Source organism: Micromonospora sp. NBRC 110009 (assembly GCF_030518795.1).
Taxonomy (GTDB): domain Bacteria; phylum Actinomycetota; class Actinomycetes; order Mycobacteriales; family Micromonosporaceae; genus Micromonospora.
The window spans coordinates 4,140,420-4,167,317 of record NZ_CP130427.1 but is presented as its reverse complement, the minus strand read 5'-3'; the positions used below and the strand labels follow the sequence as shown (position 1 = coordinate 4,167,317).

Annotated in this window: 26 protein-coding genes; 16 read left to right on the top strand and 10 right to left on the bottom strand. The window is 73.9% G+C overall.

The features are described 5' to 3' along the window. Nucleotides 1–8: 8 nt before the first annotated feature. The 7 genes from Q2K19_RS20020 to Q2K19_RS19990 all read left to right on the top strand — a co-directional run bounded on the left by Q2K19_RS20020 (nucleotide 9) and on the right by Q2K19_RS19990 (nucleotide 6,555). Nucleotides 9–497 (top strand): YbaK/EbsC family protein, encoded by a 489-nt coding sequence (locus Q2K19_RS20020; protein ID WP_302762867.1) that lies wholly within the window; start codon nucleotides 9–11, stop codon nucleotides 495–497. Continuing rightward, on the top strand, nucleotides 494–1,225 hold the full coding sequence (locus Q2K19_RS20015) for a monooxygenase (protein ID WP_302762865.1): 732 nt from the start codon (nucleotides 494–496) through the stop codon (nucleotides 1,223–1,225). Before Q2K19_RS20020 ends, Q2K19_RS20015 begins: the two co-directional genes overlap by 4 nt. After that, the gene (locus Q2K19_RS20010) at nucleotides 1,222–1,800 is read left to right on the top strand and encodes a GNAT family N-acetyltransferase (RefSeq protein ID WP_302762864.1); all 579 of its coding nucleotides are present in this window, start codon (nucleotides 1,222–1,224) and stop codon (nucleotides 1,798–1,800) included. The genes Q2K19_RS20015 and Q2K19_RS20010 overlap by 4 nt, the downstream gene beginning before the upstream one ends. Then, nucleotides 1,800–2,651, top strand: a complete 852-nt coding sequence (locus Q2K19_RS20005; protein WP_446839798.1) for a carotenoid biosynthesis protein — start codon at nucleotides 1,800–1,802, stop codon at nucleotides 2,649–2,651. Before Q2K19_RS20010 ends, Q2K19_RS20005 begins: the two co-directional genes overlap by 1 nt. Beyond that, nucleotides 2,648–3,775, top strand: a complete 1,128-nt coding sequence (locus Q2K19_RS20000) for a glycosyltransferase family 2 protein (RefSeq protein ID WP_302762862.1) — start codon at nucleotides 2,648–2,650, stop codon at nucleotides 3,773–3,775. The genes Q2K19_RS20005 and Q2K19_RS20000 overlap by 4 nt, the downstream gene beginning before the upstream one ends. Before the next feature lie 11 nt (nucleotides 3,776–3,786). Then, nucleotides 3,787–5,271, top strand: coding sequence for a phytoene desaturase family protein (locus Q2K19_RS19995; protein WP_302762861.1), 1,485 nt, complete (start codon nucleotides 3,787–3,789; stop codon nucleotides 5,269–5,271). Nucleotides 5,272–5,460: 189 nt separating this feature from the next. After that, entirely contained in the window at nucleotides 5,461–6,555 is a 1,095-nt protein-coding gene (locus Q2K19_RS19990) for an IS30 family transposase (protein WP_302772454.1), read from the top strand. A gap of 81 nt (nucleotides 6,556–6,636) precedes the next feature. Here the strand turns inward: Q2K19_RS19990 and Q2K19_RS19985 are convergent, their stop codons facing one another. Both Q2K19_RS19985 and metF read right to left on the bottom strand, forming a co-directional pair. Next, the gene (locus Q2K19_RS19985; protein WP_302762860.1) at nucleotides 6,637–7,326 is read right to left on the bottom strand and encodes a CDP-alcohol phosphatidyltransferase family protein; all 690 of its coding nucleotides are present in this window, start codon (nucleotides 7,324–7,326) and stop codon (nucleotides 6,637–6,639) included. Between the two features lie 45 nt (nucleotides 7,327–7,371). Then, entirely contained in the window at nucleotides 7,372–8,289 is a 918-nt protein-coding gene (gene metF / locus Q2K19_RS19980) for a methylenetetrahydrofolate reductase [NAD(P)H] (RefSeq protein ID WP_302762859.1), read from the bottom strand. 231 nt (nucleotides 8,290–8,520) lie between these two features. Here metF and Q2K19_RS19975 point away from each other — a divergent pair, with 231 nt between their 5' ends. After that, nucleotides 8,521–9,948, top strand: coding sequence for a helix-turn-helix domain-containing protein (locus Q2K19_RS19975; protein WP_302762858.1), 1,428 nt, complete (start codon nucleotides 8,521–8,523; stop codon nucleotides 9,946–9,948). 27 nt (nucleotides 9,949–9,975) lie between these two features. Continuing rightward, nucleotides 9,976–11,058: a polyprenyl synthetase family protein gene (locus Q2K19_RS19970; RefSeq protein WP_302762857.1), complete on the top strand. Its 1,083-nt coding sequence runs from the start codon at nucleotides 9,976–9,978 to the stop codon at nucleotides 11,056–11,058. Nucleotides 11,059–11,136: 78 nt separating this feature from the next. On the opposite strand, the gene Q2K19_RS19965 is transcribed toward Q2K19_RS19970, so the two are convergent. After that, nucleotides 11,137–11,526 (bottom strand): Rv2175c family DNA-binding protein, encoded by a 390-nt coding sequence (locus Q2K19_RS19965; RefSeq protein ID WP_446839631.1) that lies wholly within the window; start codon nucleotides 11,524–11,526, stop codon nucleotides 11,137–11,139. A gap of 156 nt (nucleotides 11,527–11,682) precedes the next feature. Between Q2K19_RS19965 and pknB the strand changes: the two genes are divergently transcribed. Next, entirely contained in the window at nucleotides 11,683–13,668 is a 1,986-nt protein-coding gene (gene pknB / locus Q2K19_RS19960) for a Stk1 family PASTA domain-containing Ser/Thr kinase (RefSeq protein ID WP_302762856.1), read from the top strand. Next, on the top strand, nucleotides 13,665–14,525 hold the full coding sequence (locus Q2K19_RS19955; protein ID WP_302762854.1) for a deoxyribonuclease IV: 861 nt from the start codon (nucleotides 13,665–13,667) through the stop codon (nucleotides 14,523–14,525). The genes pknB and Q2K19_RS19955 overlap by 4 nt, the downstream gene beginning before the upstream one ends. Nucleotides 14,526–14,570: 45 nt before the next feature. Here the strand turns inward: Q2K19_RS19955 and Q2K19_RS19950 are convergent, their stop codons facing one another. The 4 genes from Q2K19_RS19950 to Q2K19_RS19935 form a co-directional block, all read right to left on the bottom strand. Beyond that, nucleotides 14,571–15,545: a threonine aldolase family protein gene (locus tag Q2K19_RS19950; RefSeq protein ID WP_302772654.1), complete on the bottom strand. Its 975-nt coding sequence runs from the start codon at nucleotides 15,543–15,545 to the stop codon at nucleotides 14,571–14,573. 46 nt (nucleotides 15,546–15,591) lie between these two features. Then, nucleotides 15,592–16,998, bottom strand: a complete 1,407-nt coding sequence (locus tag Q2K19_RS19945; protein ID WP_302762853.1) for a class II 3-deoxy-7-phosphoheptulonate synthase — start codon at nucleotides 16,996–16,998, stop codon at nucleotides 15,592–15,594. Nucleotides 16,999–17,111: 113 nt separating this feature from the next. Beyond that, nucleotides 17,112–17,606 carry a hypothetical protein gene (locus Q2K19_RS19940; RefSeq protein ID WP_302762852.1) on the bottom strand — a complete coding sequence of 165 codons (495 nt, stop codon included), beginning with the start codon at nucleotides 17,604–17,606 and terminating at the stop codon, nucleotides 17,112–17,114. Between the two features lie 186 nt (nucleotides 17,607–17,792). Beyond that, a complete protein-coding gene (locus Q2K19_RS19935; RefSeq protein WP_302762851.1) occupies nucleotides 17,793–19,412 on the bottom strand; it encodes a glycosyl hydrolase family 18 protein in 1,620 nt (539 codons plus the stop codon). A gap of 143 nt (nucleotides 19,413–19,555) precedes the next feature. Here Q2K19_RS19935 and Q2K19_RS19930 point away from each other — a divergent pair, with 143 nt between their 5' ends. Both Q2K19_RS19930 and Q2K19_RS19925 read left to right on the top strand, forming a co-directional pair. Next, nucleotides 19,556–20,047 carry a glutathione peroxidase gene (locus Q2K19_RS19930; protein WP_302762850.1) on the top strand — a complete coding sequence of 164 codons (492 nt, stop codon included), beginning with the start codon at nucleotides 19,556–19,558 and terminating at the stop codon, nucleotides 20,045–20,047. A gap of 88 nt (nucleotides 20,048–20,135) precedes the next feature. Beyond that, entirely contained in the window at nucleotides 20,136–21,425 is a 1,290-nt protein-coding gene (locus Q2K19_RS19925) for an exo-beta-N-acetylmuramidase NamZ family protein (RefSeq protein WP_302762849.1), read from the top strand. A 56-nt stretch (nucleotides 21,426–21,481) separates the two neighbouring features. Here Q2K19_RS19925 and Q2K19_RS19920 read toward each other — a convergent pair whose 3' ends face one another. Continuing rightward, nucleotides 21,482–22,285, bottom strand: coding sequence for an SGNH/GDSL hydrolase family protein (locus tag Q2K19_RS19920; protein WP_302762848.1), 804 nt, complete (start codon nucleotides 22,283–22,285; stop codon nucleotides 21,482–21,484). A gap of 247 nt (nucleotides 22,286–22,532) precedes the next feature. Here Q2K19_RS19920 and Q2K19_RS19915 point away from each other — a divergent pair, with 247 nt between their 5' ends. After that, nucleotides 22,533–23,222, top strand: a complete 690-nt coding sequence (locus tag Q2K19_RS19915) for an NADPH-dependent F420 reductase (protein WP_302762847.1) — start codon at nucleotides 22,533–22,535, stop codon at nucleotides 23,220–23,222. Between the two features lie 322 nt (nucleotides 23,223–23,544). Here the strand turns inward: Q2K19_RS19915 and Q2K19_RS19910 are convergent, their stop codons facing one another. Next, nucleotides 23,545–24,249 (bottom strand): YcnI family copper-binding membrane protein, encoded by a 705-nt coding sequence (locus Q2K19_RS19910; protein ID WP_302762846.1) that lies wholly within the window; start codon nucleotides 24,247–24,249, stop codon nucleotides 23,545–23,547. A 245-nt stretch (nucleotides 24,250–24,494) separates the two neighbouring features. Here Q2K19_RS19910 and Q2K19_RS19905 point away from each other — a divergent pair, with 245 nt between their 5' ends. After that, nucleotides 24,495–25,193, top strand: a complete 699-nt coding sequence (locus Q2K19_RS19905; protein WP_302762844.1) for a DUF1775 domain-containing protein — start codon at nucleotides 24,495–24,497, stop codon at nucleotides 25,191–25,193. Nucleotides 25,194–25,463: 270 nt separating this feature from the next. After that, nucleotides 25,464–26,501, top strand: a complete 1,038-nt coding sequence (locus tag Q2K19_RS19900) for a hypothetical protein (RefSeq protein ID WP_302762843.1) — start codon at nucleotides 25,464–25,466, stop codon at nucleotides 26,499–26,501. A 38-nt stretch (nucleotides 26,502–26,539) separates the two neighbouring features. Here the strand turns inward: Q2K19_RS19900 and Q2K19_RS19895 are convergent, their stop codons facing one another. Next, a complete protein-coding gene (locus Q2K19_RS19895; RefSeq protein WP_302762842.1) occupies nucleotides 26,540–26,890 on the bottom strand; it encodes a DUF2203 domain-containing protein in 351 nt (116 codons plus the stop codon). Nucleotides 26,891–26,898: the final 8 nt, after the last annotated feature.

Sequence of the window (26,898 nt, the reverse complement as noted above, 5' to 3'; positions counted from 1 at the left end):
TGGCCCACATGCAGCCACATCAGAACGTGCAGGCGGTGCAACGGGCGCTCGACGACGCGGGCGCGCGGAACGGCTCCGGCGACCCGAGCCAGGTCCGCCTGCTGCCCGAGGCGGTGCACACCGCCGCGGCGGCGGCCGAGGCGCTCGGCGTCGGCGTCGGCGCCATCGCCAACTCGCTCGTCTTCGACGCCGACGCCACCCCGCTGCTGGTCCTCACCTCCGGCGCGCACCGGGTGGACACCGCCGGGCTCGCCGCGTCCATCGGGGTCACCCGGTTGCGCCGGGCCACCCCGGAGTTCGTCCGGCAGCACACCGGGCAGGTGATCGGCGGCGTCGCCCCGGTCGGCCACCCCCGGCCGCTGCGCACCCTGGTGGACACGGCCCTTGAGGCGTACGGCGAGGTGTGGGCGGCCGGCGGCGTGCCGCAGGCGGTCTTCCCCACCACGTACGCGGAGCTGCTGCGGATCACCGGCGGCACGGCGGCCGAGGTGGCGTGAGCGTTCCCGAGCTGGTCACGCTGCACGTGTGGCGGATCCCCCGGGCGGCGGTGCCCCGGGCGCTGGCCCGGATGGCCACCCACCCGGCGCGGCTGCGCCGCCTCCCCGGCGTCCGGTTCGCCAAGCTGCTCGGCACCGGGACCGGCACCGGCTTCGGTCCCGGCGACGCCGACCTGACCCGCTGGGCCGCCCTGGTGGTCTGGGACTCCCCCGCCGCGGCGGCCGGCTTCGACGCCTCGCCGGTCGGCCGGTCCTGGGCCCGGCTCGCCCACGCCGCGGTCCGGATGGAGCTGCGCCCGCTGACCAGCCGGGGCGAGTGGTCCGGCCGGCGGCCGTTCGGCGAGCCGGCCGGCGGCCCGGTCACCGGGCCGGTGCTGGCGCTGACCCGGGCCCGGCTGCGGGCCCGCCGGGCGGTCACCTTCTGGCGGGCCATTCCCCCCGTCGCCGCCGCCCTGCACGCCGCGCCCGGGCTGCTCGCCCGGTTCGGCGTCGGCGAGGCGCCGCTCGGCTGGCAGGGCACGGTGAGTCTGTGGCGGGATCCGGCGGACCTGGTCGCGTTCGCGTACCGTCACCCGGAGCACCGCGCCGCGATCACCCGTACCCCCATTGAGGGGTGGTACGCCGAGGAACTGTTCGCGCGGTTCGCGGTGGGCGACGTGGTCGGCGATCGGACGGTGCTGGGATGGGTCGTCGAGGGCGACCCGGAAACGGCGAAAGGACACGCATGAGGTTGGTGCGGTGGACGCCGGACGATCTGGTCCGGCGGCTGGACGACGTGGTGGCCGTCTACGGCGAGGCGATGGGCTACCGCCCCGACCTGCTGGAGGCCCGGCGCGGCTACATCGCCACCCACGTCCGCCGCCCCGGCTTCCGCGCCGTCGCCAGCCTCACCACCGAGGGGCACCTGGCCGGCTTCGGGTACGGCTACCTCGGCGCGTCCGGCCAGTGGTGGCACGACCAGGTGCACCGGGCGCTGGACGCCGAGGCCCGGCAGCGCTGGCTGACCCACTGCTTCGAGGTGGTGGAGCTGCACGTGCGCCCGCCCGCGCAGGGGCACGGCCTCGGCGCCGGCCAGCTGCGCGCCCTGCTCACCATGGCGGAGGGCACGACCACCCTGCTCTCCACCCCCGAGGCCGACGAGCAGAAGTCCCGCGCCTGGCGGCTCTACCGCCGCTTCGGCTTCGTCGACGTGCTCCGCCGCTTCCACTTCCCCGGCGACGAACGGCCGTTCGGCGTGCTCGGCCGGGACCTGCCGCTGCCCCCGCCCGCCCCCGGCGCCGGGCCCGGTCCGGCCCCGTCGTGATCCGACGCCGGCTGCCCTGGGCGGTGCTGGCCGGTCTGGTCCTCGCCCAGATCTGCTACCCGCTCACCGCCGGCGCCACCCGGGCCGGCCTGACCGTGGCCACGGTCCTGCTCGGCTGGCTGCTCTCCGTCGGCCACGCGCTGCTCACCCGGGGCACCCGGGCGGCGTTCGCGCTGGTCGCGGTGGCCACCGGCGGCGGCTTCGCGATCGAGGCGCTCGGGGTGGCCACCGGCTTCCCGTTCGGCGGCTACGACTACTCCGGCGAGCTGGGCCCGAAGCTGGCCGGGGTGCCGCTGATCATCCCCCTCGCCTGGACCTGGATGGCGTGGCCGGCGTGGCTCACCGCGGTCCGGCTCACCGGGCGTGCCGGGCCGGGCGGCGACCGGCCGGCGCCCGGTTGGGTGGACCGCCTCGGCCGGGTCACCCTCGCCGCGGTCGGGCTGGCCGCCTGGGACCTCTTCCTCGACCCGCAGATGGTGGCCGAGGGCTACTGGGTCTGGCGGGACGGCACCCCCGCCCTGCCCGGGCTGCCCGGCGTCCCGGCCAGCAACTACCTCGGCTGGCTGCTCTTCGCGGTGCTGCTGATGAGCGCGCTGCGCCCGCTCGCCGGGCCGGCCGCCGACCGCGCCGACCGGCGGGACGCCCCGATGTTCGCGCTCTACCTGTGGACGTACGCCTCGAGCGTGCTGGCGCACGCGGTCTTCCTCCGGCTGCCCGCCTCCGCGCTCTGGGGCGCGGCCGGGATGGCGGTGGCCGCCGTGCCGCTGGCCGCGGCGCTGCTGCGCGCCCGCCGCGCCGGCAGCCCGGCGCCGGAGCCCGCCGCCCGCCCGGGCGTCGACGCGCCGGCATGACCGCCGTCCTGGTCCTGCTCGTCGGGGTCGCCGCACTCACCGCGCACACGCTTGTGAACGCCACCTGCTGGCTGCGCCGCCCCGCCGCCGGCCCGGTCGAGGTGACCGAGGCGGTGGCGGTGCTGCTGCCGCTGCGCGACGAGGCCGCCCGGGTCACCCCGTGCCTGCGCGCGCTGCTCGCCCAGCGGGGCGTGCCCGACCTGCGGATCGTGGCGCTCGACGACGGCTCGACCGACGGCACCGCCGACGTGGTCCGCGCGGTGGCCGGCGGCGACCCGCGGCTCACCCTGCTCACCGGGGTCGCCCCGCCGCCCGGCTGGCTGGGCAAGCCGCACGCCTGCTGGCAGCTCGCCACCCGCGCCGACTCGGCCCCGACCGTGCTCGCCTTCGTCGACGCCGACGTGGTGCTCACCCCGTACGCCGTCGCGGCGGCGGTGACCGAGCTGCGCGCTGCGGGGGCGGCGCTGCTGTCGCCGTACCCCCGGATCGTGGTGCGGACGGCGGCCGACCGGCTGGTGCAGCCGCTGTTGCAGTGGCTCTGGCTGACCTTCCTGCCGCTGCGCGCCATGGAGCGTTCGCGGCGGCCGTCGCTGGCCGCGGCCGGCGGGCAGTTCCTGGTGGTGGACCGGGCCGGCTACCTGCGGGCCGGCGGGCACGCGGCGGTGGCCGACCGGGTCCTGGAGGACATCGGGCTGGCCCGGGCGGTCAAGCGGGCCGGCGGCCGGATCGCCCTGGCCGACGGCTCCCGGCTGGCCGCCTGCCGGATGTACGAGACCTGGCCGCAGCTGCGCGACGGCTACACCAAGTCGCTCTGGGCCTCCTTCGGGCACCCGGTCGCGGCGGCCGTGGTGGTCACCCTGCTGCTCCTGCTCTACACCGCTCCCCCGCTGGTCGCCGTAGCGGCGCTGGTGGCCGGCGCGCCGGCCGTGGCCGGCCTGGCGGCGCTGGCCTGGCTGCTCGGGGTCGCCGGGCGGGTGGTCACCGCGCGGGCCACCGGCGGGCGGGCCTGGCCGGACGCGTTCGCACACTCCGTGTCGGTCGTGGTCCTCGGTTGGCTGACCCTGCGGTCGTACCATCTGCGGAAGCGGCACCGGCTCACCTGGCGGGGTCGCCCGGTCAGCTAGGGGGGCACGGCATGGCGCGGATCGTGGTCATCGGCGCCGGCGTGGGTGGGCTGGCCACCGCGGCCCGGCTGGCCGTCACCGGGCACGAGGTGACCGTCTTCGAGCGCGCCGACGTGGTCGGCGGCAAGCTGGGCCGGCACACCCACGACACCGCCGAGGGGACGTGGCGCTTCGACACCGGGCCGAGCCTGGTCACCCTGCCGCAGGTCTTCCACGACCTGTTCGAGGCGACCGGGGCGAAGCTCGACGAATACCTCGACCTGGTGCCGCTGGACCCGATCGTCCGGCACGTCTTCCCCGACGGCCCCACCCTGGACTCCTGCGCCGATCCGGCCGAGTTCACCGCCCGGATCGGCACGGCCCTCGGGGACCGGGCGGCGGCCGACTGGCAGCGGCTCTGGCACCGGGCCACCCGGGTGTGGACGGCGTCCCACCGGGACATCCTGGGCCGGGCCGTCGACTCCCCGCGGGACCTGGCCGCGCTGGCCTGGCGGCTCGGTGACCTCGCCGCCATCGCCCCCGGCCGCACCCTGCGCGGCCTCGGCCGCGGCCAGCTGTCCGACCCGCGGCTGCGGATGCTGCTCGACCGGTACGCCACCTACACCGGCGCCGACCCGCGCCGCGCCCCGGCCGCGCTGGTCGCCGTCCCCTACGCGGAGCTGGCCTTCGGCGGCTGGTACCTGCGCGGCGGGCTGGGCAGCCTCGCCGACGCGCTGCTCTCCCGCTGCCTGGACCTGGGCGTGGTGGTGCGGACCGGCACCACGGTCACCCGGATCGACGCCGCCGGCGGCCGGGTGCACGGGGTACGCCTCGCCGGGGTGGCCGCCCCGATCCCCGCCGACGTGGTGGTGGCCAACGTGGACGCGCTCACCGTCTACCGGGACCTGCTGCCCACCCCGCGCCGGTTGGCCGGGCTCACCGACCGCAGCCTGGCCGGCTTCGTGCTGCTGCTCGGCGTGCGCGGGGACTCCGGGCTGGCGCACCACACCGTCTTCTTCCCCCGCGACTACGACGCCGAGTTCGACGCGGTCTTCGGCGACCCGGGGCGGGGGGTCCGGGCCCGGCCGGCCCTCGACCCGGCGGTCTTCGTCACCGTGGCCGACGACCCGGCCGTCCGCCCGGACGGGCACGAGGCATGGTTCGTGCTGGTCAACGCCGCCCGCCACGGCACCGCGGCGGGCGCGGTCGACTGGCGGCGACCCGGCCTGGCCGAGGCGTACGCCGACCGGATCCTCGACGTGCTCGCCGAGCGGGGCGTGGACGTCCGGGACCGGTTGGTGTTCCGGGAGATCCGCACCCCGGCCGACCTGGACGTGGCCGCCGGCGCCCCCGGCGGCGCCATCTACGGCACCGCGGGCGGCCTGCTCCGCCCGGCCAACCGCGGCCCGGCGGCCGGCCTCTGGCTGGTCGGCGGCTCCACCCACCCGGGCGGCGGCCTCCCCATGGTCACCCTCTCCGCCCAGATCGTCGCCGACGCCATCGGCCCCGCCTGGTAAGGAAGGGCCCCTTCTTAACGCCTGCGGCTTGGGTTCTAGTGGTGGTTGCAACGCCTGACTTGTTCAGGGGTTGCAGTGTTCGAGATCCGCAAGGACCGGTCGCCTCAGGGCCGGAAGAAGTTGCATGCTGAGCGCCAGGCTTATCTTGATCTTGTGGCGCACGGTGTGGGTATCGCACAAGCGTGCCGGATGGTCGGGGTTAACCGGCGTACTGGCCACCGCTGGCGGTATGGACGAGCAAGCCGGGCCGGGCGGGAGGCGCAGCCTCCTGCCCGGCCCGGGCCTTCCTCTGGTCGGTTCCTATCGGTGGATGACCGGATTCTGATTGCCGACCTGCGGCGTGAGGGCAGGTCACTGCGGTCGATCGCCGCCGAGTTGGGACGGGATCCCTCCACGATCAGCCGGGAACTGCGCCGCAACGCCCACCCGGAGACCGGTGACTACCGTCCCCATGCGGCGCAGGCGCGGGCCGAGGCGCGGCGCCCGCGGCCGAAGACCGGCAAGCTCGCCGCGAACCCGCAGCTGCGCCACGCCGTCCAGGACGGCCTGGACCGCAGGTGGAGCCCGGAACAAATCGTGCGACGGTTACGGCGAGACTTCCCCGACCGGCCAGGGATGCACGTGACCCACGAGACGATCTACCAGGCGCTCTACGTCCAAGGACGCGGTGAGCTACGCCGCGAGCTGACCCGGGCGTTGCGCACCGGCCGGGCGGTGCGCCGCCCGCACCGCCAGCCCGGACAACGCCAGCCCCGCTTCACCACCCCCATGGTGATGATCAGCGAACGGCCCGCCGACGTGGCCGACCGGGCCGTGCCCGGCCACTGGGAAGGCGACCTCATCATCGGCAAGGACAACACCTCCGCCATCGGCACCCTCGTCGAACGCGCCACCCGATACGTCCTGCTGGTACATCTGGGCCGCGGACGCACCGCCGAGCACGTCCGCGACGCGCTGCTGACCACCATCGCCACCCTGCCCGCCCACCTCAAACGATCCCTGACTTGGGACCAAGGCGCCGAGATGGCCCTGCACCACCAGTTCAGCACCGCCGCTGACATGCCCGTCTACTTCTGCGACCCGCACTCACCCTGGCAACGCGGATCGAACGAAAACACCAACGGCCTCCTGCGCCAGTACTTCCCCAAGGGCACCGACCTGGCCGCCCACCACCCCGAGCACCTCGCCGCAGTAGCCGCCGAACTCAACGGCCGGCCACGCAAAACGCTCGGCTGGGACACCCCAGCCGAGCGTCTCGCTAAGCTCCTAGCCGTCACCGACTAAGCCGTGTTGCAACGACCCCTGGAATCCACCCGGTAGAGCAGGGGCCCCTTCTTAACACCGGGCCTCGAGGGCCCGGGCGGGTCAGCCGGCGTCGATCAGGGCGCGGCGGACGGCGGAGAGGAGCTGGCCGAGGCCGAAGCCGGCCAGCAGCAACCAGACCGTGGTGGCCATGGTGATGGTGCCGGCGATCAGGTCGGCGTCGAGCAGCCCGGCGAGCCCAGCCACCACCAGCCCGCCCAGGGCCACGCAGACCCGGGTGGGCCGCTCCCCCACGGTCACCGCGCCGATCTCCCGCATCCCGGCCGAGACCGCCCGGGCCCGGACGTACTCGTGCAGCCAGGACAGGCCGCCGGCCGCCGCGACCAGCGCGCCCGGCGCGCCGATCAGCCAGAACGCGGTCAGCCAGGCGGCCTCGCCGAGCCGGTCGGCGACCGAGTCGTAGACGTAGCCGAGCCGGGTGGTGCGGTTGGTGGCCACCGCCACCGCGCCGTCCACGCTGTCCGCCACCGCGGCGAGCAGCACGAACAGCGCGCCGAGGAACGGCCCGTCGGTCGGCCGCCCGACCAGCAGCGGTACGCCCAGGCAGAACAGCACCCCCACCACGGTCACCGGGGTCGGGCCGACCCGCAGCCGGCCCAGGACGTAGCCCACGTGGTAGGCGAAGCGCAGCCAGGCGCGGACCACCGGGGCGGCCACCCGGGGATCGAAGCCGCCGTGCAGCCGCGCCCACGCGGTCGCGTACTGGTCCCAGTTCAGCTGTGTGCCCACCACGGGATCAACCGTAGAAGGGCGGGGCCGGTGTCGTGGCCCGGCCGGTCACACCCGGGCGTCGGCCCGGAGATGCTGCCACACCTCGCGGGTGGCGGTGGACCGGTTGAGGGTGATGAAGTGGATGCCCGGCACCCCCTCGTCCAGCAGCTTCGCGCACATCTCGCTGGCCTGCTCGATGCCGAGGCGGCGGACCGCCTCCGGATCGTCGGCGACCCGGGCGAACCGCTCGGCCAGCGCGGGCGGGAACGGCGCGCCGGAGAGCTGCACGGACCGCTCGATGGTGCCCAGCTGGGTCACCGGCATCACCCCGGCCAGGATCGGGGTGTCGCAGCCGGCCGCCACCACCCGGTCACGCAGCCGCAGGTAGTCGTCGGCGTCGAAGAACATCTGGGTGATGGCGAACTCGGCCCCCGCCCGGCACTTGCGGACGAAGTGCGCCGTGTCGCTGGCCACGTCGGGCGAGCGCGGGTGCTTGTAGGGGAACGCCGCCACCCCGACGCTGAAGTCGCCGGCGTCGCGGATGAGCCGGACCAGTTCCTCGGCGTAGAGCACGCCCTCCGGATGCCGGACCCACTCGCCGCCCGGGTTGCCCGGCGGGTCGCCCCGCACGGCCAGCACGTTGCGGACGCCGACCGAGGCCAGCCGGCCGATGACGTGCCGCAGCTCGGCGACCGAGTGGTTGACCGCGGTCAGGTGGGCCATCGGCAGCAGGGTGGTCTCGGTGGCGATCCGCTCGGTCACCGAGACCGTCGTGTCCCGGGTCGAGCCGCCGGCGCCGTAGGTGATCGAGACGAACGAGGGGCGCAGCGACTCCAGCTCGCGGATGGCCTGCCAGAGCAGGCGCTCCCCCTGCGCCGTCTTGGGCGGGAAGAACTCGAAGGAGAAGGTGGGCTGCCCGGCACGGATCAGCTCCCCGATCGCCGGCTGGGGATTGGGGAGGCCCGAGGGAAGACCGAGCGCCACGTCCCGACTCTAACCGCGACGTCCCGCCGCACCCAGGATCTTCCCAGCCCGCGAGCACGGAACGGCGGAGCGTCGTACCCCGGGGGTAGGAAGGGGGCAGCGCGGTGGGGCCGGCCGGTGGCCGGCGCTCCGGGGGGCCGCGCGGGGGTCAGCACGATCGGCGGCGCGCCGGTCCGGCGGGGCAGCCGGGCGTCCGCGTCGCCACCAGCGCCGACGCCCTCCGGAGGCCCGATGATCCCGTTCCCACCACCCGACCCGCGCCCGCTCGGGCCGCTCCTGGCCGAGCTGCGGTCCGCGCGCGGCTGGAGCCAGCAGCGGGTCGCGGCGGCGCTCTGCGCCGCCTCCGGCGTGCCCACCCTGACCCGGCACGAGGTCTCGCGGTGGGAGCGGCAGCGCCGGCTCCCCGGCGACTTCTGGCTGGGCTGGCTCGCGGTGGTGCTCGGGGCGCCGGGCGAACTGCTGACCGAGGCCGCCGCGCACAGCCGCCGGCTGGGGGCCGTGCCGGCGGCGATCGACCGGGTCGGCTCCCGCGCGCGGGTGGCCCTGCTCACCCTGGCCCACCGCTGGTCGGCCGACCCGTCCGGCGCGGCGCTGGGCGGCCCGCTGACCGGCCGCGCCCTGGCCGGTCCCGCAGCCGACGGGCCGGGAGGCGACGGGCCGGGAGGCGACGGGCCGGGAGGCGACGGGCCGGGAGGCGACGGGCCGGCGACCGAGGACCTGGCCGAGCTGCGCCGCTGGGACGACCTGCTGGGCGGCGGCGACCTGGCCGGGCACGGCGCCCGCCGGCTGCGCCGCGCGGCCCGGAGTTACCGGGCCGCCGGTCCGGCCGCCCGCCGCCGGCTGCTGCCCGGGCTGGCCGAGTCGGCTCAGCTCGCCGGGTGGCTCGCCGCCGACGCCGGGGAGGTGACCGGCGGCCTGGACGCCTACCGGCTGGCGCTGCGCGCGGCGGTGGCCGCCGGCGACCCGGCGCTCGCCGGGCACGTGCTCGGGTCGGCCAGCCACCTGCTGGCCGGCGTCGGGGACCCGCTGGGGGCGCTGGCGCTGGCCCGGTCCGGCTACGCGGGCAGCCGCCGTGCGGCGTCGCCCGGACTGCGGGCCCTGCTGCTGCACCGGGTGGCGTTCGCCGCCGCGCTCGCCGGCCGGTCCCGCGCCGCCAGCCAGGCGCTGGCCGCCGCGGCCGACACCGGCGGGCCGGAGCCGGGCCGGGAGCCGCCCTGGCTCTACTGGCTCGACCGGACCGAGCTGGCCGCGATGACCGGTCGCACCCTGGTCGCGCTGGGCCGGCCCGGGCCCGCCGGGCCCCTGCTCGGGCCGGTCGCGCGCGGGCGGGGTCGCCCCCGGCGCGCGGCGGTCTACGGCGGCTGGCTGGCCCGGGGCCAGCTCCAGCTCGGCGAGGTCGAGGCGGCCTGCGCGGTCGCCGGGGCGGCGCTGCTGGACGCCGTCCGGTCGGGCTCGCCCCGGGCGGTCGGCCAGCTCACCGAGGTCCGCCGGCGGCTGGCCTGGCACCCCGACGAGCCGGCCGCCCGGCGGTACGCCGACCTGCTCGCCGCGGCCCGCCCGTACCTGCCGCGGCGGGCGGGGAGCGGGCCCGGGACGGCCGGGGCGAGGCCGCCCCGGGCCACGCCCCGCACGCCACGCCGACCGGGCGGCACGACCTGACCGGTGGGGACCGGCTAGCGTCGTGGCGTGACCCACGCTGCTCCCGTATCCCCCGTCGACCGCGCCGGCCTGCGTCAGCGGATCGACAAGGCGCTCACCGAGTTCCTCGCCGGCCAGCGCGGCTGGCTGACGGCCGTGGACGACGGCCTGGTGCCGGTCGCCGAGGCGATCGAGGCGTTCGTGCTCGGGGGCGGGAAGCGGTTGCGCCCGGCCTTCGCCTACTGGGGCTACCGGGGCGCCGGTGGGGTGGACTCCGACCAGGTGGTGAGCGCCCTCGCCGCGCTGGAGTTCGTGCAGGCCAGCGCCTTGATCCACGACGACCTGATGGACCGCTCGGACACCCGGCGGGGGGAGCCGGCGGTGCACCGGCGGTTCGCGGCCCGGCACCGGGCGGCCGGCTGGGGCGGCGACCCGGACGGGTTCGGCGACGCTGCGGCGATCCTCCTCGGCGACCTCTGCCTGGTCTGGTCGGACGAGCTGCTGCACTCGGCCGGCCTCGACCCGCGTACGGTGGCCCGGGCCCGGCCGGTCTTCGACGAGATGCGCACCGAGGTGACCGTCGGGCAGTACCTGGACGTGCTGACCCAGGTCACCGGGGACACCTCGCGGGAGCGGGCCGGCAAGGTGGCCCGCTACAAGTCGGCGAAGTACACCGTCGAGCGACCGCTGCTGCTGGGCGCGGCGCTGGCCGACGCCCCGGCCGAGGTGCACGCCGCGTACTCGGCGTACGGGCTGCCACTGGGCGAGGCGTTCCAGCTCCGCGACGACGTGCTGGGCGTCTTCGGCGACCCGGAGCGCACCGGCAAGCCGGCCGGCGACGACCTGCGCGAGGGCAAGCGGACGTATCTGGTGGCGGCGGCCGTGGAGGCGGTCGACGACGCCGGGCGGGAGGTGCTGCTCGGCGGGCTCGGCGACCCCGGGCTGGACGCCGAGGGGGTGGCCCGGCTGCGCGAGCTGATCACGGCGAGCGGGGCGCTGGAGCTCACCGAGCGGCGGATCGCCGCGCTGACCGAGAGCGCGCTGGCCGCGCTGGCCACCGTAGACCTGGACACCGAGGCCCGCCAGGCCCTGGTCGACCTGGCCATCGCCGCCACCCGCCGCACCGACTGACCCCGCCCCGCTGAGTCGATCATGAGGTTGACGACTTCGCCGCCAACCTCACGATCGACCGGAGACGACGGGGGCGGGTCAGAAGCCGAGGGCCTGGGCGCGGCGCTTGATCTCGCGGGCCTGGTCGCCGGCGAGGGCGGCGGCCGGGGTGCCGGGGAGGCTGGGGTCCTCCTCGTAGAGCCAGCGCAGCGCCGCCTCGTCGTCGTACCCGGCGTCGGCGAGCAGGTTGAGCACGCCGGGCAGGTGCTTGAGCACGGTGCGGTTGGCCACCAGGTCGGCGGGCACCCGGCGCACGCCGTCGCGGCGGACCGCGATCAACTCCCGGTCCCGGATCATCTGGTGCACCTTGCTGATCGACACGTCGAGGCGCTCGGCCACGTCCGGCAGCGGCAGCCAGCCGGCCGGGTCGGTGGGTCCGGGCAGGTCGGCGCCGGTGGCGGCCGCGTCGGCGGGTACGGAATCGGTCACCCGACCACCCTGCCACGTGCCCGGTACGCCCCGGCAGCGGCACCCCCGTCCGGCGTGCCACCGGGGGTCCGACGTGCGCGGCGACCCCGCCTGGTCGGACCCCGGCTGTAGCATCCTGTTCAACCTTCACCCGACGGACACATAGACTGCCTGCCGATGGACACACAGGTCGCCGACACGTTGCTGGGCTCGCTGATCGACGGGCGCTACCGCATTCGCGGTCGCGTGGCCCGTGGCGGCATGGCGACCGTGTACACCGCCACCGACGAGCGCCTGGAGCGCACCGTGGCGGTCAAGATCATTCATCCCACCCAGGCGCCGGAGGCCCGGGCCCGGATGGCCGGCTTCGTGGCGCGGTTCACCGACGAGGCGAAGACCATCGCCCGGCTGACCCACCCCAACGTGGTGGCGGTCTACGACCAGGGCACCCACGCCGGCCTCCCCTACCTGGTCATGGAGTACGTCCGCGGCCGGACCCTGCGCGACGTGCTGACCGAGCGGCGCCGGCTCAACCCGGACGAGGCGCTCGCCATCGCCGAGCAGATGCTCGCCGCGATCGCGGCCGCCCACCGGGCCGGCCTGGTGCACCGTGACGTCAAGCCGGAGAACGTGCTGGTCGCCGAGGCGCCCGGCAGCGGCCCCGCCAACCTGGTGGACAGCGTGGTCAAGGTGGCCGACTTCGGGCTGGCCCGCGCGGTGGAGGCGAGCGCCGAGGAGGAGAACGGCAACCAGCTGATGGCCACCGTGGCGTACGTGGCCCCGGAGCTGGTCACCGAGGGCCGCGCGGACCCGCGCACCGACGTCTACTCGGCCGGCATCGTGCTGTTCGAGATGCTCACCGGCCGGGTGCCCTACGACGGCGACCGCCCGGTGGACATCGCCTGGCAGCACGTCGACCGCGACGTGCCCGCCCCGTCGACCCTGGTCCCGGGCCTGCCCAAGGTCCTCGACGACCTGGTCGGCCGGGCCACCCGCCGGGACCCCGGCGGCCGCCCCACCGACGCCGGCGCGCTGCTGGCCGAGGTGCAGGTGGCCCGGGACGACCTGGGCAACACCAACTCGCACACCGCGGTGCTGCGCCGGCTGGACGACGAGACCGCGCCGACGGCCCAGCCGACCATGGTGGTCGCGGCGGTCCAGCCGGCCCAGCGCCCCGCCTGGGCCCGGCTGCCCGAGGGCGGTGCCGGACAGCGCCCGCACCGGCGCCGGGCCGAGCAGGACGAGAGCCTCGGCGCCCGGCTGGCCGGGCTGCGTACCCGGGTGATGGGCTCCCCGCGCGGCCGGCTGGCGGTCGCCGCGGCGGCCGTGGTGCTCGGCCTGGTGGCCGCGCTCGGCGGCTGGTGGTTCGGCGTGGGGCGCTACACGGTCGCCCCGCAGCTGGTCAGCCTGAGCAAGGCCGAGGCGGAGGGGCAGGCCGCCCGGGGTGGGTTCACCCTGCGCTACGCCGAGCCCCGCTACGACGAGAAGACGCCGAAGGACAGCGTGCTGGGCCAGGACCCGGCCTCCGCGGCCCGGATCCTCAAGGGCGGCACGATCACCCTGACCCTGTCGCTCGGTCCGGAAAAGCTGCCCGTGCCGGACGTGGTGGGCAAGGACTACGAGCTGGCCCAGGCCGAGCTGGCCAACGCCAAGCTGGTGGTGGCCAAGGGCTCCGCCCGGTACGACGACGAGTTGCCGGCCGGGGTCGTGCTGGCCACCGACCCGAAGGTGGGCACGGTGGTCAAGCCGGGGACGAAGGTGACGGTGATCCTGAGCAAGGGTCGCGCCCCGGTGACCGTGCCGAACCTGGTGGGCAAGAACATCAACGAGGCCCGGACCATCCTCGCCCAGCTCGGGCTGAAGCCGGTGGAGACGTACAAGGACTCGGACAAGCCGAGGGACGAGGTCCTCGGCCAGAGCCCGGCCGACGGCGCCGGCGTGGAGAAGGGTGCCGAGGTCAAGCTCGACATCAGCAAGGGGCCGGCGCAGGTGCCCGTCCCCCGGGTGGTCGACATGCCGTGCCAGCAGGCCAAGCAGGTGCTGGAGAGCCAGGGCTTCCCGGTCAACATCCAGCTCAACCCCAACGGGATCGCCCGCTTCCAGAACCCGGGCGAGAACACGCCGGTCCCGCCGGGCACCCCGGTCACGGTGACGTGCCTGTGAGCGCGCGGCGGCGGGTCGGCTCGCACACCCCCACCTCGGGCGGCCTGGCGAAGGCGGCGCTGCCGTACGCCGACGCGGCCGGCTCCGAGGTGGTGCAGGTCTACGTCTCCAACTCGCGGGGCTGGGCGCTACCGGCGGGCGACGCGGCGCAGGACGTCCTGTTCCGGGACGGCTGCGGCGAGCGGGGGGTGCCGGTCTTCATCCACGCCTCGCTGCTGGTCAACCTCGGCTCCCCCACCGCGGCCACGGTCGAGCGGTCGGCGCAGACCCTGGCCCACGCGCTGCGCCGGGGCCGGGCGATCGGCGCCGAGGGGGTGGTCTTCCACGCCGGCAGCGCGGTGGACGCGGGGCACGCCGAGGCGGCGATGCGGCAGGTACGCGAGGCCCTGCTGCCGCTGCTGGACGAGACGGCGGCGGTCGGCGGGCCGATGCTGCTGGTCGAGCCGAGCGCCGGGGGCGGCCGCTCGCTGGCCTCCCGGGTGGAGCACCTGGGCCCCTACCTGGACGCGGTCGAGCGGCACCCGATGATGGGCGTCTGCTTCGACACCTGCCACGCCTGGGCCGCCGGGCACGACCTGGCCGCCGAGGGCGGGATGACCGCGACGCTGGACACGCTGGTCGCCTCCGTCGGGGCCGACCGGTTGAAGCTGGTGCACGCGAACGACTCGAAGGACCTGTGCGGCTCGACCCGGGACCGGCACGAGAACATCGGCAAGGGCACCATCGGCGAGCCCGCGTTCGCCGAGCTGATGTGCCACCCCGCCACGGCAGGCGTCCCGGTCCTGGTGGAGACCCCCACGGAGAAGCACGTCGGCCACGCCGCCGACATCGCCACCCTCAAACGCCTCCACCCCTGACCCACCCCCGGGCCCGGGATCATCCAGGCCCGGCGGGCGGGCGGGTCAGGCGCGGAGGACGCGGGTGAGGATCTCCGCGGCGCGGTCGACAGCGTCGTCGGTGACGTCCAGGTGGGTGACCAGGCGGACGGTGCGCGGGCCGAGCACGGAGATCAGCACGCCCTCCGCCCGGGCGGCGGCCGCGAGGGCCTTCGCGTCGAGCGGGTGCTTGGTCAGGTCCAGCGGGACGATGTTGGTCCGCACCGGCGTGGCGAGCACCCCGAACGGGGCCACCGCCTCGGCCAGCCGGGCCGCCTTGGCGTGGTCCTCGGCGAGCCGCTCGATGTGGTGGGCGAGGGCGTACCGGCCGGCGGCGGCGAGGATGCCGACCTGCCGCATGCCGCCGCCCATCCGCTTGCGGACGAAGCGGGCCCGGGCGATCTTCTCCGCGCTGCCGACGACGAGGGAGCCGACCGGCGCGCCGAGGCCCTTGGAGAGGCAGACGGACAGGGTGTCGAAGAGCGCGCCGTACTCGGCCAGCGGCACGCCGTCGGCGACGTGCGCGTGCCAGATCCGGGCGCCGTCGCAGTGCAGCGCCAGGTCGTGGTCGTCGGCGACGCGCCGCAGCTCGCGCAGGGCGGCGAGGGGGATCACCCCGCCGCCGCCCCGGTTGTGGGTCTGCTCGACGGCGATCGCCCGGGTGGGCACCGCGAAGTAGCCGTCGGGCCGGATCATCCCGGCCACCACGTCCGGGTCCAGCTCCGCGCCGACCGCCGGCCAGGTCCGCGACGAGATTCCGCCGTACGCGGCCGCCGCGCCGATCTCGTACGTGACGACGTGCGCGTCGGCGTCGCAGAGCAGCTCGTCCCCCGGCGGCACGAGCAGTTGGAGGGCGATCTGGTTGGCCATCGAGCCGGTCGGGGCGAACAGCGCCGCCTCGTGCCCGAAGAGCGCGGCGACCTCCGCCTCCAGCGCGGCGACGGTGGGGTCCTCGCCGTACACGTCGTCGCCGACCTCGGCGTCGGCCATGGCCGCCCGCATCCCGGCGGTGGGCCGGGTCACGGTGTCCGAACGAAGATCAATGAATTCAGCCACGCAGCATCTCCGCCACCAGGAAGGCCAGCTCCAGCGACTGCTGGGTGTTCAGTCGCGGGTCGCAGGCGGTTTCGTAACGATCGGGCAGGTCGAGGTCCTCGATGCCCTGGGCGCCGCCCAGGCACTCGGTGACGTCCTCGCCGGTCAGCTCGACGTGCAGGCCGCCCGGGTGGGTCTCCAGGCCGCGGTGCACCTCGAAGTAGCCGAGCACCTCGTCGACGATCCGGTCGAAGTGCCGGGTCTTGTAGCCGTTGGAGGACTCGTGGGTGTTGCCGTGCATCGGGTCGCACTGCCAGACCACCTTGGCGCCGGCCGCGGTGACCTTGGCGACGATCGGCGGCAGGGCGTCGCGGACCCGGTGGTTGCCCATCCGGCTGATCAGGGTGAGCCGGCCGGGGACGTTGTCCGGGTTGAGCTTCTCGCACAGCTCGATGGCCTCGTCCGGGGTGGTGGTCGGGCCGAGCTTCACGCCGATCGGGTTGGCGATCCGGGAGATGAAGTCGATGTGCGCCCCGTCGATCTGCCGGGTCCGCTCGCCGATCCACAGGAAGTGCCCGGAGAGGCCGTAGGCCTTGTTGCCGGAGATCCGGGTGAGCGCCCGGTCGTACTCCAGGGCGAGGGCCTCGTGGGAGCAGTAGAGGGTGACCGTGCGCAGCGCCTCGTCGTCGGTCATCCCGCAGGCCCGGATGAAGGCGATGGCCCGGTCGATCTCCCGGGCGATCGCCTCGTAGCGCTCGCCGGCCGGCGACTGCTTGACGAAGTCCTTGTTCCAGTCGTGCACCGCGTGCAGGTCGGCCAGCCCGCCGGCCAGGTACGCCCGGAGCATGTTCATCGCGGCGGCCGAGTTGGCGTACGCCCGGATCATGCGCTGCGGGTCGGCGACCCGCGCCTCGGGCGTGGCCTCCAGCGAGTTGATCATGTCGCCCCGGTAGGCCGGCAGGCCCCGGGCGTCGGTCGGCAGCGAGCGCGGCTTGGTGTACTGGCCGGCGACCCGGGCCACCTTCACCACCGGCAGGGACGCGCCGTAGGTCAGCACGATCGCCATCTGGAGCAGGGTGCGGGCGTTGGCCAGCAGGTGGCTCTCGGTGTTGTCGGCGAAGGTCTCCGCGCAGTCGCCGCCCTGGAGCAGGAACGCCTTGCCCTCGCAGACCAGCGCGAGCCGCTGCCGGAGCTGGTCGACCTCGTACGGCGCGACCACCGAGGGCACCGTGTCGAGCACCCTGCCGACCTCGGCGACCTGGACCGGGTCCGGCCAGGGCGGGGTCTGCGCACGGGGAAGGTCCCGCCAGCGGTCCAGACCGAGGGCCGCGTCCTCGGCCGAGTCGACGGTCGGACGGCTGGTCTGCAGGCCCGGGCTGCCCACCGCGGGGTGACTCAACTGATGCCACTCATGGCGCATGACAGAAGCCTACGGCGACCACCGGGGCGTCCGGCCGCCGAGGGGGACGGTTCCGGCTACTGGGAGACAATCGCCACACCACCGGTGGAGCGCAGGTCAGCCCGGGTGCCGGGTCACGGGGTGGTGGCCGGCTCCGGGGTGTTGCCGCCCCGCGCCTCGCCGGAGATGCACCAGTCGGCGCCACTGCGGGTGACGGTGAACAGCAGCGGCCGGGTGGCCTTGCGGGAGCCGACGGCCACGGTGATCGAGGTGCTGACCTCCTCGCCGTGCGGGCCGGACCGGACGTCGGTGATGGTGGCCTGCGGGACGGTGAAGTGGTCGGCGAAGTCGCCGTTCGGGCCGGTGGCGGCGTCGTCGAAGGCGGCCTGCAGGGTCGCGCAGAGCTGGCTGCGCCCCGCGTCGACGTCCTTGCCGGCCATCGCGTCGAGGTAGGCCTGCACCCGCTCCCGGCTCTTGGCGGCCGCCTCCTCCGCCGGGGCCCGCTGCGCCTCGGTGGCGGGGGCGCCGCCGGCGTCGTCCTTGGCGCCGAAGCCGCAGCCGGTCAGCGCGATCGGCAGGAGGGCGAGCAGGGCGAAACCGGTCACCGCTCCCCGGTGCTGCTGGCCCATCGATCCCTCCCATCGGCGTCCGGCATCGAGACGTGCCGGACGGCGAGTCTGTCACATCGACCCGGTCACGCGCCCACCCATCCTCACCCCGACCGCCCCACCCGGCCAGGCGGCACGCGGTCACGCGGGCGGGGAGGGGCCGGTGCGGCCCCTCCCCGCCGGGTGGGTGGTGCGTCGGCGCTCGGCTCAGCCGAGTCCGCCCTTGATGGCGCCGATCAGCTCGCCGTTGCTGGTGTCACCGGAGAGCTCCCAGAAGAACGCGCCACCGAGGCCCTGGTTCTTCGCGTAGGTCATCTTGCCGCCGATGGTGGCCGGGGTGTCGTAGCCCCACCAGTTCGAGCCGCACTTCGCGTACGCCGTGCCGCCCACGGTGCCGGTGGCCGGGCAGCTGTTCTTGAGCACCTTGTAGTCCTCGATGCCCTGCTCGTAGGTGCCCGGCGCCGGGCCGGTGGCGGTGCCGCCGGGCGCCGTCTGGGTGACCCCGGTCCAGCCCCGGCCGTAGAAGCCGATGCCGAGCAGCAGCTTGTCGGCGGGGATGCCCTTGGACTTGAGCTTCTGGATCGCCGCGTCGGACCAGAAGCCCTGCTGCGGGATGCCGGTGTACGAGTAGAGCGGCGAGTGCGGGGCGGTCGGCCCCTGGGCGTTGAAGGCGCCGAAGTAGTCGTACGTCATCGGCATCAGCCAGTTGAGGTTCGACGCCGCGCCGGCGTAGTCGGTCGCATCGATCTTGCCGCCGTTGCTGCCGTCGGCGGTGATCGCCGCGGTGACCAGGAAGCTGGAGCCGAACCTGCTCCGCAGCGCGCTGATCACGTTCTTGAAGGCGTTCGGGCCGCTGCTGTCGCACTGGAGACCGCAGGCGTTCGGGTATTCCCAGTCGATGTCGATGCCGTCGAAGACGTCCGCCCAGCGCGGGTCCTTGACCAGGGCGTAGCAGGAGTCGGCGAACGCGGCCGGGTTCTGCGCAGCCTGGGTGAAGCCGGCCGACCAGGTCCAGCCGCCGAAGGACCAGAGCACCTTCAGGTTCGGGTACATCTTCTTCAGCTTGCGGAGCTGGTTGAAGCTGCCGCGCAGCGGCTGGTCCCAGGTGTCGGCGACGCCGTCCACGCTGTCCGCCGCGGTGTACGCCTTGTCGTAGTCGGCGTAGCTGTCGCCGATGCTGCACCGGCCGCCGCTGGTGTTGCCGAACGCGTACAGGATGTGGGTGAGCTTGGCCGCGGACCCGCTGGTGTGGATGTTCTTGACGTGGTAGTTGCGGGCGTAGACGCCCCACTCGGCGAAGTAGCCGACGACCTTCTTGCCGCCGGTGGGCGGGGTCGTGGTGGGCGGGGTGGTCGTCGGCGGCGTGGTGGTGGGCGGGGTCGTGGTCGGCGGCGTGGTCGTGGTCGTGGGCGGCGGGGTGCCACCGCCGGAGCAGGACGCACCGTTGACGGTGCAGGTCAGCGGCGCCTGGTACGCCCCGGTGCCGTTGTAGCCCCAGCTGAAGCTGGCGCCGGGGGCGAGCGGACCGGCCCAGCTCTTCTTGACCGCGACGTAGTGGTTGCCACTGCTGGTGACGTCCGCGTCCCAGAAGCTGCTGATGGTGGTGCCGGCGGGCAGGTCGAACTCGATGCGCCAGGTGTCCACACTGGCGCTGGTGCCGTTGGTGACGGTGACCTTGCCCTCGTGGCCGGTCCCCCAGTCCTGCACCTTCGTGAAGGTGGCGGTCACGCTGCCGGCCGCGGAGGCGGTCGCCAGAGGCATCGCCGCGGCCACCAGCGCGACCACGGCGCCGGTGGCCCAGAGGGCCCGGCGGAGCGATCTCTTCATACGGCGTCTCCCCAAACAGTTAGGAAACTTTCCTTATTGATTTCCGAGACCGTACTCACCCCTTCATCACTTCGTCAAGATGTAGATGCATCGATCTGTTGAGCGCCTGCCGGCGCGTCCCGGCGGGCGCGTAGCCTCGGCACATGACCGTTTTCGACGTATCGATCGACGCCCTCGGCGGCGGCCCGGCGGATCTCGCGCGGTACCGGGGCCGCGCCCTGCTGGTGGTCAACGTGGCCTCGAAGTGCGGGCTCACCCCGCAGTACGCCGGCCTCCAAGCCCTCGCCGACCAGTACGCCGACCGGGGCCTGACCGTGCTCGGCGTGCCGTGCAACCAGTTCGCCGGCCAGGAGCCGGGCACGGCCGCCGAGATCGAGGAGTTCTGCCAGGTCAACTACGGCCTGACCTTTCCCCTGACCGAGAAGGTCGACGTCAACGGCCCCGACCGGCACCCGCTCTACGCCGCGCTGGTGTCCACCCCGGACGCCGAGGGCCACACCGGGGACATCCGGTGGAACTTCGAGAAGTTCCTGGTCGCGCCGGACGGCACGGTGGCGGCCCGGTTCGCCCCGCAGGTGACCCCGGACTCCCCCGAGCTGCGCGCCGCGATCGAGGAGGTGCTGCCGCTCGGCTGACCCCGACCGGCGGGAGATGTAGGGAACCTTCCTTGACCGCGCATCGAGCTGTAGCTAAGTTTCAATGGCTCGGACAGGGGAGGTCTCCATGCAGCGCAGAAGGTTCCTGACCAGCTCCGGCGCGGTCGCGGCGGGCGCGGTCGCCGCGGCGGCCCCGGGCACGGGGCACGCCGTGCCCGGCATCCGGCGCGTGGCGACCGGCTTGGACGTGCTGGTCGATTCCGGGTTCACCGCACTCGCCGGCCAGCGGGTGGGGGTGGTGTCCAACCCCACCGGCGTCGATTCGGCCTACCGCCACCTGGTCGACCTGATGCACGGCACCGGCAGCGTGCAGGTCGTCGCGGCGTTCGGCCCCGAGCACGGATTCCGCGGGTCCGCCCAGGCCGGCGGCAGCGAGGGCACCGGGACGGACGCCCGGACCGGCATCACCGTCTACGACGCGTACGGCGCCAGCCAGGCCCGGTGGGAAAGCCTGTTCACGGAGGCCGACGTGGACACGGTCGTCTTCGACATCCAGGACGTCGGCGCCCGCTTCTACACCTACATCTGGACGATGTACACCTCGATGGTCGCGGCGGCCCGGGTCGGCAAGCGGTACGTCGTCCTCGACCGGCCCAACCCGGTGGGCGGACGGGCGTACGGGCCGATGATGACGCCGGCCTACACGTCGGGGGTGGGGCTGAAGGAGATCGTCCAGCAGCACGGCATGACCGTCGGCGAACTGGCCCGGCTCTTCAACGCGGAGTTCCTGCCCGCGGACGCCGGACGGCCGGTCGAGCTGGACGTGGTGCGGTGCCGGAACTGGAAGCGTGGGCTGCTCGCCGCCGACACCGACCTGCCCTGGGTGATGCCCAGCCCCAACATGCCCACCACCGACACCGCGCTGGTCTACCCCGGCACCTGCCTCTTCGAGGGAGTCGCCTCGATCACCGAAGGGCGGGGCACCTGCCGGCCGTTCGAGCTGATCGGCGGCCTCGCCGGCGACTTCGACCACCACTGGGGAGACCGACTCAACGCGCGGAACCTGCCGGGCGTCGAGTTCCGCGAGGCGTACTTCACCCCGACCTCGGCGGGGCAGAAGCCGGCGCTGCTGAACAAGCTCTGCGCCGGCGTCGAGGTGAAGGTCGTCAACCGGGCCGCCTACGACCCCATCCGCACCGCGGTGGCGATGCTGGTGGAGGCACGCCGGTACCCGGCGTTCGCGTGGCGGGCGGACTCGTGGGACACCGCCCGGCCGTACTGGGTGGACAAGCTGACCGGCTCGCCCCGGCTGCGCACGATGATCGACGCGGGAGCCGACGTGGACGAGGTGGTCGGCAGCTGGGCCGACGAGCTGGCGGCCTTTGAGCAGCGGCGGCGCCCCTACCTGCTCTACTGACCGGATCCCTCCGCTCCGCCCCGGCTGGCGGGGTGGAGCGGAGGGACGCGCCCGGGTCAGCCCGCGGCGGACCGGAAGACCGGGTAGTAGCCGCCGGACTGCCCGGCCGCGGTCGGGTGGTACGAGATGGTGAGGTTCAGGTAGTTCAACGCGTGCAGCCACTTCTCCCCGTAGCTGCAGAGCTGGTGGCCGACGAAGATCGACCGGACGTCGGCGAACGTGAAGCCGGCCGAGGTGGCCGCCGTGCGGGTGATGTCGTCGACCAGGTTGATGCCCTCGTTGATCTTCGCCCGGGAGGTCGCGCTGAGCCCGACGCAGATGGTGCCGAGCTGGTAGAAGACCGGGTAGCCGACGACCACCACCCGCGCCGACGGGGCGCGGCTCCTGATGCCGTTGTAGACGTTGGCGAGCTTGGCGGGCAGCTCGGTGCGGGCCTTGTCCTCGGCGGCCTGCACGGCGGCCACGCACTGGCTCTCACTCTGGAGCACGCAGGTGGTCATGATGTTGGCGAAGCCGACGTCGTTGCCGCCGACGGTGACGCTGACCAGGGTGGTGGTCGACGACAGCGCGGCGAGCTGGCTGTCGATGACGCTGGCCGTCGTCGCGCCGGAGCAGGCCACCGAGCGGTACGAGGCCGGCTGGATGTTGGCGTTGTAGAGGGCGGGGTACGCGTTGGTGCTGCGCATGCAGGACCCGCTCTCCGAGGTGTAGCTGTCGGCGCCGACGCCCGAGGCGTACGAGTCGCCGAGTGCGACGTACCGGTCGGTGGCGGCGGCCTGGGCGGGGGCGGCCAGCGTCAACGTGACGCCGAGGGACGAGGCCAGCATCAGGACGAGGGTGGCAAGACGGGATCTCCGCACGTCGCACTCCTGGGGGTGGGAAGTGGTGGTGGGAGATAGATATCAATAGATCGGACGGCCACGGAAGATCACTTATTCGCAGCCCGTGCCGATAGACCCTTATACATACAAATCATTGCCAGGCGATGACGCCGCCGTGAAGGTTTCCGCCGCAACCCGGGCGCCGTGGCGGATCGGCGACGGCCGTTCGAATAACCGACCGACATGGTCGGGAATGCCGCTGGCCGCCGGCCGGTTGGCAACGGACATGACGACTGTGGGACTGATCGGCAGTGGCAACATCGGCGGCACCCTGGCCCGGCTGGCGGTGGCCGCCGGCCACGACGTGGTACTCAGCAACTCGCGCGGTCCGGAAACCCTCAAGGAACTGGTCGACGAGCTCGGCCCGCAGGCCCGCGCCGGCACCGCGGCGGACGCGGCAGCGGCGGGTGGCCTGGTCGTGGTGACCATTCCGCTGCGCGCCTACCGGGACGTGCCGTCCGGCGCCCTCGCCGGCAAGGTGGTCATCGACACCGGCAACTACTACCCGGAGCGGGACGGCCGCTTCCCGGAGCTGGACGACGAATCGACCACCACCAGCGAGCTGCTCCAGCGGCACCTGTCGCAGTCGCGGGTGGTCAAGGGCTTCAACAACATCTACTTCAAGCACCTGCTCGCCCTGGCCCGACCGGCCGGCGCGGCGGACCGCTCCGCCCTGCCGATCGCCGGCGACGACGCGGACGCCAAGCTCACCGTCACCGCGTTCCTCGACTCGGTCGGCTACGACGCGGTCGACGTCGGCCCGCTGGCCGAGGGGTGGCGGTTCCAGCGCGACACCGCCGCGTACGCCGCGCTCTACTCGGCCGACCCCGCGAACGACTGGGAGCGGCCGGCCCCGGTCGACGCGGCGAAGCTGCGCGCCGCCCTGGCCGCCGCCCGTCGCTACGCCGACAGCTGACGATTCCCGCACGCCGGGGAGGTGGCCCACCGGCCGCCTCCCCGGCGGTCAAACCCTTCGGTGTCACTTCTCGGCGAGCGGGTCGGATCTGGCTTGATACGAGGTCAACCGGCCTGCTGGCGTGTCCGCGTACTCCGCCCGCAGCTCGCGCTTCCGGGTGGGCAGGGCCAGGGCAGGTCGCAGCCTCCGCAGGTCCAGATTGGCATGACCGGGCCGTGGGTGGTCACTGCACAGCGCCTAGGCAAAGGCCGCCGCCAGTAGCCGTCGTTGGTGGGCATTGTTCGCCCTCTGACAGCCTGGCGACGGCCGGGCTCCCTGCTCGTCAGCGAGCCTGTGCGGCGCGGCGGTAGGCCAGCAGGCCGGCGACGAGGCCAGCGAGGCCGAGCAGGATGCCGACGATGCCGTAGGCGGTGCCGTTGTTGCTGTCCTGGTCGCTGTCGTTGCTGGTGTTGGTGACGGCGACCGGGGCGGCGGCGGCCGTGGCCTCGCCCTTCTTCGTCAGCTTCAGCACGGGGGCCGGGTGTTCAGGCTCAGCGCCGCCGCTCGGCTCCTCGATCCACCGCACCACGTCACCGTCGGAGTAGGTCTGCAGGGCCTTGAACACGAGCCGGTCGGTTTCCGGCAGCGGGCCGAGGGAGACGTCGAACTCCTGGAACTGGCCCGGCTTGATCGCGGAGTTGGCGTCAGCGGTCCAGGTGATCTTCGTGACCGCCTCGGTCAGCTCCGAGTCGTGGACCTTGATCGGCGTGGCGAGCTTCGACGTCTCGGTCTTCGCGGTCCACCCGGTCATCGGCTTGAGCGACACCGACCCGATGGGCGAGCTGACGGGAAGGTTCACCTCGATCTTGGTGGTGCTGGCGTCGTCCTTCTCGTTCGGCACCCGGAAGGTGACCTTGGTGTAGCCGCCCTGCGTCGCCTCCTTCGGATTGACCGTGACGTGTGCTGACGCCGGGCCAGCAACCCCGACGGTGATGGCGGCGACAGCAGCGGCGATGGTGGCCGCTCGCGCGAGCAGGGACCGGTTCATCTCAGGGCGTCCTCATCTTCTCGATCCAGGGGCCGGCGCATCCGGCACCTTCTGCTAGTCGTCCGCCGGGCGCGCATGGTTCCCGGGCTCCTCGAAGGGGTGATTACGGGCAACACCGGGCAGACTGGGGAAATCGGGAAGCGGGAGGCTGGAACTAGTTGCCCGCCGGGAGCGACTCACCGATAGCTGCTGTTGCTCTCACCGCTGCGGCCCCCAGGTCGCCTTATGTCCCGTGAGGAGTCGGTGTGGATATCGCTGGGCGATCTCGTCTGCTTCGTGTCTCGTTGGCCGCGGTGGCTGGTGTCGCCGCCGCTGTCTTGCTCGGCGCACCCGCCATGGCCCATGTCGAGGTCGAGGCCGACCACCCCCAGGCCGGGGCGCGTGACGTGACGGTCACATTCAATGGCGAGGCGGAGTCCCCCCGCGCCGGCATCAGGTCCGAGCGGGTCGTCCTCCCGTCCGGGATCAGCCCGCAGGACGTGCGACTGGCGAAGGCACCCAATGGGTGGAAGCTGTCCGCCAACCCGGACGGGTTCACCGTGGCCGGGCCGGCGCTGAAGGTCGGGCAGGACGCCGTGTGGGCCATCACGGTCGCGCAGTTGCCGTCGAACGCGACCGAACTGCCGTTCAAGACCCTGGAAACCTACAGCGACGGCAACGTGGTCCGGTGGATTGAGATCCCCCAGGCCGGTCAGCCTGAGCCCGCCAATCCCGCCCCGGTCCTGAAACTCCAACCAGCCGCCGCCGTACCGACCGGCGCTTCACCGACCCCGAGCAGCGCAGCTCCCGCCCCCAGCTCGGCCGCACCGACACTCACCCACGGCCCAGCCGCAAGCGCCAATACGACGGTCAGCAAGGGGTTGTGGATTGCGCTAATCGCGGTCGCCGTCCTGGTGGCCGCGATCCTCGCCTCCCTCCGCTGGCGACGCCGGTCAAGGAGGTAGCAGCGGTGCGACGAAGTGCGGTCATCCCGGCCGCCCTGCTAGCCCTGGTGGTGAGCTCGCTTCTCCGTCCCGACCCTGGCGACCTTCCGCGCCGACCGCTCCCGCGAGCTGTACCCCGCCGACCGCAACCGGGTCGGACTGCCGGGACGGCTCGTCGTCCCTCTCCACCGCCTGCGGCCCCAGCCTGATCTGCGACAAGCCTCTCGATAGGCCACGCCCTGCGGCTGATACTTCCCTAGCGCGGCGGGCGAGCGAGCGAGAAGATGCGACATGCAGAAAAGCTGGCCGACCATCGTGGGTGCGCTGTCGGGTGCCACCGGGGTGGTGATCTGGGCGCTGGCCACGGCGATCTATCAGCCGCGCATGCAGCCCGATGGCTTCTGGACCGACAGCAGCACCGGGCAGACGTTTCCGGAGGTAGGCAGCAACAACACCTACTGGCCTCGGGACATCCGCCAGTTGGCGCTCTTGCTGGCCCTGGGCGGACTGATCCTGATCTGCCGAGCCAACGTTCGCGGCGTCGTCGCAGGCGCGATGGCGATGATCGGCTGGCTCGGCGCGGACATCTGGCTGGACCGGATCGACGTGGCCGGCGGCGCTACCGCAACCTGGCTCGCAGTCGGTGGTATCGCCATGTTCTCGACAACCGCCGTCGTCGCTGCCCGGGTTTCGGCGGGTCAAGGCGGACCTCCGCTCGCCCGGCATCTGTCCGCTGCCGTCGCCGTGGTACTCGCGGCCGCCACGATGGTGGTCACGACCCCCTGGGACGAGCCGGTCACGAACCCGGCCCAGGTCCAGGTCGAAAACGCGCTCTCGATGCTCAAAGCAGGATTGGTAGCGATGTTCGTCGCTACCGCGATCGGGCTCATCGCGGTTCAGCTCACCGCTGTCCGCATCCGCCGGGTGGGCGCCTTCGTCATGGTGGCCGCGCTGGCCGCCTGGCTTGCCGCCGGCAACGGGCCGCTTCTGGCGGTCGGCCTGATCGGCATGCCGGTCGCCGCAACGCTCGCCGTGGCCGCAGCCCGGGACGTCCCCCTGATCCGGCTGCTCCCCGTCGGGATCGCCTGCGGCGTGGTGCTGCTTCCGGCAATGATCATTCTCTACATCGCAGGATCGGCGGTGGGCCGGGCGATGACCTCCCTGGCCGACAATCCACCGATCAACGCCGCCGACACCGATCTCTCGATAGCCTTCACCGGCCTGGTCCTCGGGCTGCTACTGGCCTGGATCAGCCACGTGCTGACCCTACCCGCAGGCAAGCCGGGCAGCCTGAGCAGCGACTCCGGCCCCGTGGTGAACCATGCTTGAAGCGACACCGCCTGCCGCCACCCGCCGACCGACGGCGGTCAGACCGGGCGACGGCCGGCGAACCCACACTCCGCGCGGTGGTACCAGCGCACGTCGTCGTCCCCCTCCAGCCAGCACCAGAGCACCGCGCGCCCGTCCCGCTCGCCGGGGAAGTCCAGCAGCACCGGGGCGATGCCCTTGACCTGGATGTCGTGCTGGTACAGATCCTCCAGCACCGCGTGCAGCCGCGCCTCGAGCGCCTTCACCTCGGCCCGGCCGCCGAGCGCGCTGACCCCGTGGTCGGCCAGGTCGGCCCGGAGCTCGGCCAGGTCGGCGCGGAGCCGGATCAGCTCGTCGACGCGCGGGCGCAGGGTGGCCACCAGGTGTCGCGCCTGGGCGAGAGTGAACACCGCGCCAG

What these genes read in the sequence shown, in the direction of transcription:
- Q2K19_RS20010 (WP_302762864.1), top strand. Translation starts at nt 1,222, where the DNA reads ATGAGGTTGGTGCGGTGGACGCCGGACGATCTGGTCCGGCGGCTGGAC.
- Q2K19_RS19990 (WP_302772454.1), top strand. Translation starts at nt 5,461, where the DNA reads ATGGTCGGGGTTAACCGGCGTACTGGCCACCGCTGGCGGTATGGACGA.
- Q2K19_RS19975 (WP_302762858.1), top strand. Translation starts at nt 8,521, where the DNA reads ATGATCCCGTTCCCACCACCCGACCCGCGCCCGCTCGGGCCGCTCCTG.
- Q2K19_RS19995 (WP_302762861.1), top strand. Translation starts at nt 3,787, where the DNA reads ATGGCGCGGATCGTGGTCATCGGCGCCGGCGTGGGTGGGCTGGCCACC.
- pknB (WP_302762856.1), top strand. Translation starts at nt 11,683, where the DNA reads ATGGACACACAGGTCGCCGACACGTTGCTGGGCTCGCTGATCGACGGG.
- Q2K19_RS20020 (WP_302762867.1), top strand. Translation starts at nt 9, where the DNA reads ATGCAGCCACATCAGAACGTGCAGGCGGTGCAACGGGCGCTCGACGAC.
- Q2K19_RS19940 (WP_302762852.1), bottom strand. Translation starts at nt 17,606, where the DNA reads ATGGGCCAGCAGCACCGGGGAGCGGTGACCGGTTTCGCCCTGCTCGCC.
- Q2K19_RS19935 (WP_302762851.1), bottom strand. Translation starts at nt 19,412, where the DNA reads ATGAAGAGATCGCTCCGCCGGGCCCTCTGGGCCACCGGCGCCGTGGTC.
- Q2K19_RS19945 (WP_302762853.1), bottom strand. Translation starts at nt 16,998, where the DNA reads ATGCGCCATGAGTGGCATCAGTTGAGTCACCCCGCGGTGGGCAGCCCG.
- Q2K19_RS19930 (WP_302762850.1), top strand. Translation starts at nt 19,556, where the DNA reads ATGACCGTTTTCGACGTATCGATCGACGCCCTCGGCGGCGGCCCGGCG.
- Q2K19_RS19925 (WP_302762849.1), top strand. Translation starts at nt 20,136, where the DNA reads ATGCAGCGCAGAAGGTTCCTGACCAGCTCCGGCGCGGTCGCGGCGGGC.
- Q2K19_RS20000 (WP_302762862.1), top strand. Translation starts at nt 2,648, where the DNA reads ATGACCGCCGTCCTGGTCCTGCTCGTCGGGGTCGCCGCACTCACCGCG.
- Q2K19_RS19950 (WP_302772654.1), bottom strand. Translation starts at nt 15,545, where the DNA reads ATGCGGGCGGCCATGGCCGACGCCGAGGTCGGCGACGACGTGTACGGC.
- Q2K19_RS19900 (WP_302762843.1), top strand. Translation starts at nt 25,464, where the DNA reads ATGCAGAAAAGCTGGCCGACCATCGTGGGTGCGCTGTCGGGTGCCACC.
- Q2K19_RS19910 (WP_302762846.1), bottom strand. Translation starts at nt 24,249, where the DNA reads ATGAACCGGTCCCTGCTCGCGCGAGCGGCCACCATCGCCGCTGCTGTC.
- Q2K19_RS19915 (WP_302762847.1), top strand. Translation starts at nt 22,533, where the DNA reads ATGACGACTGTGGGACTGATCGGCAGTGGCAACATCGGCGGCACCCTG.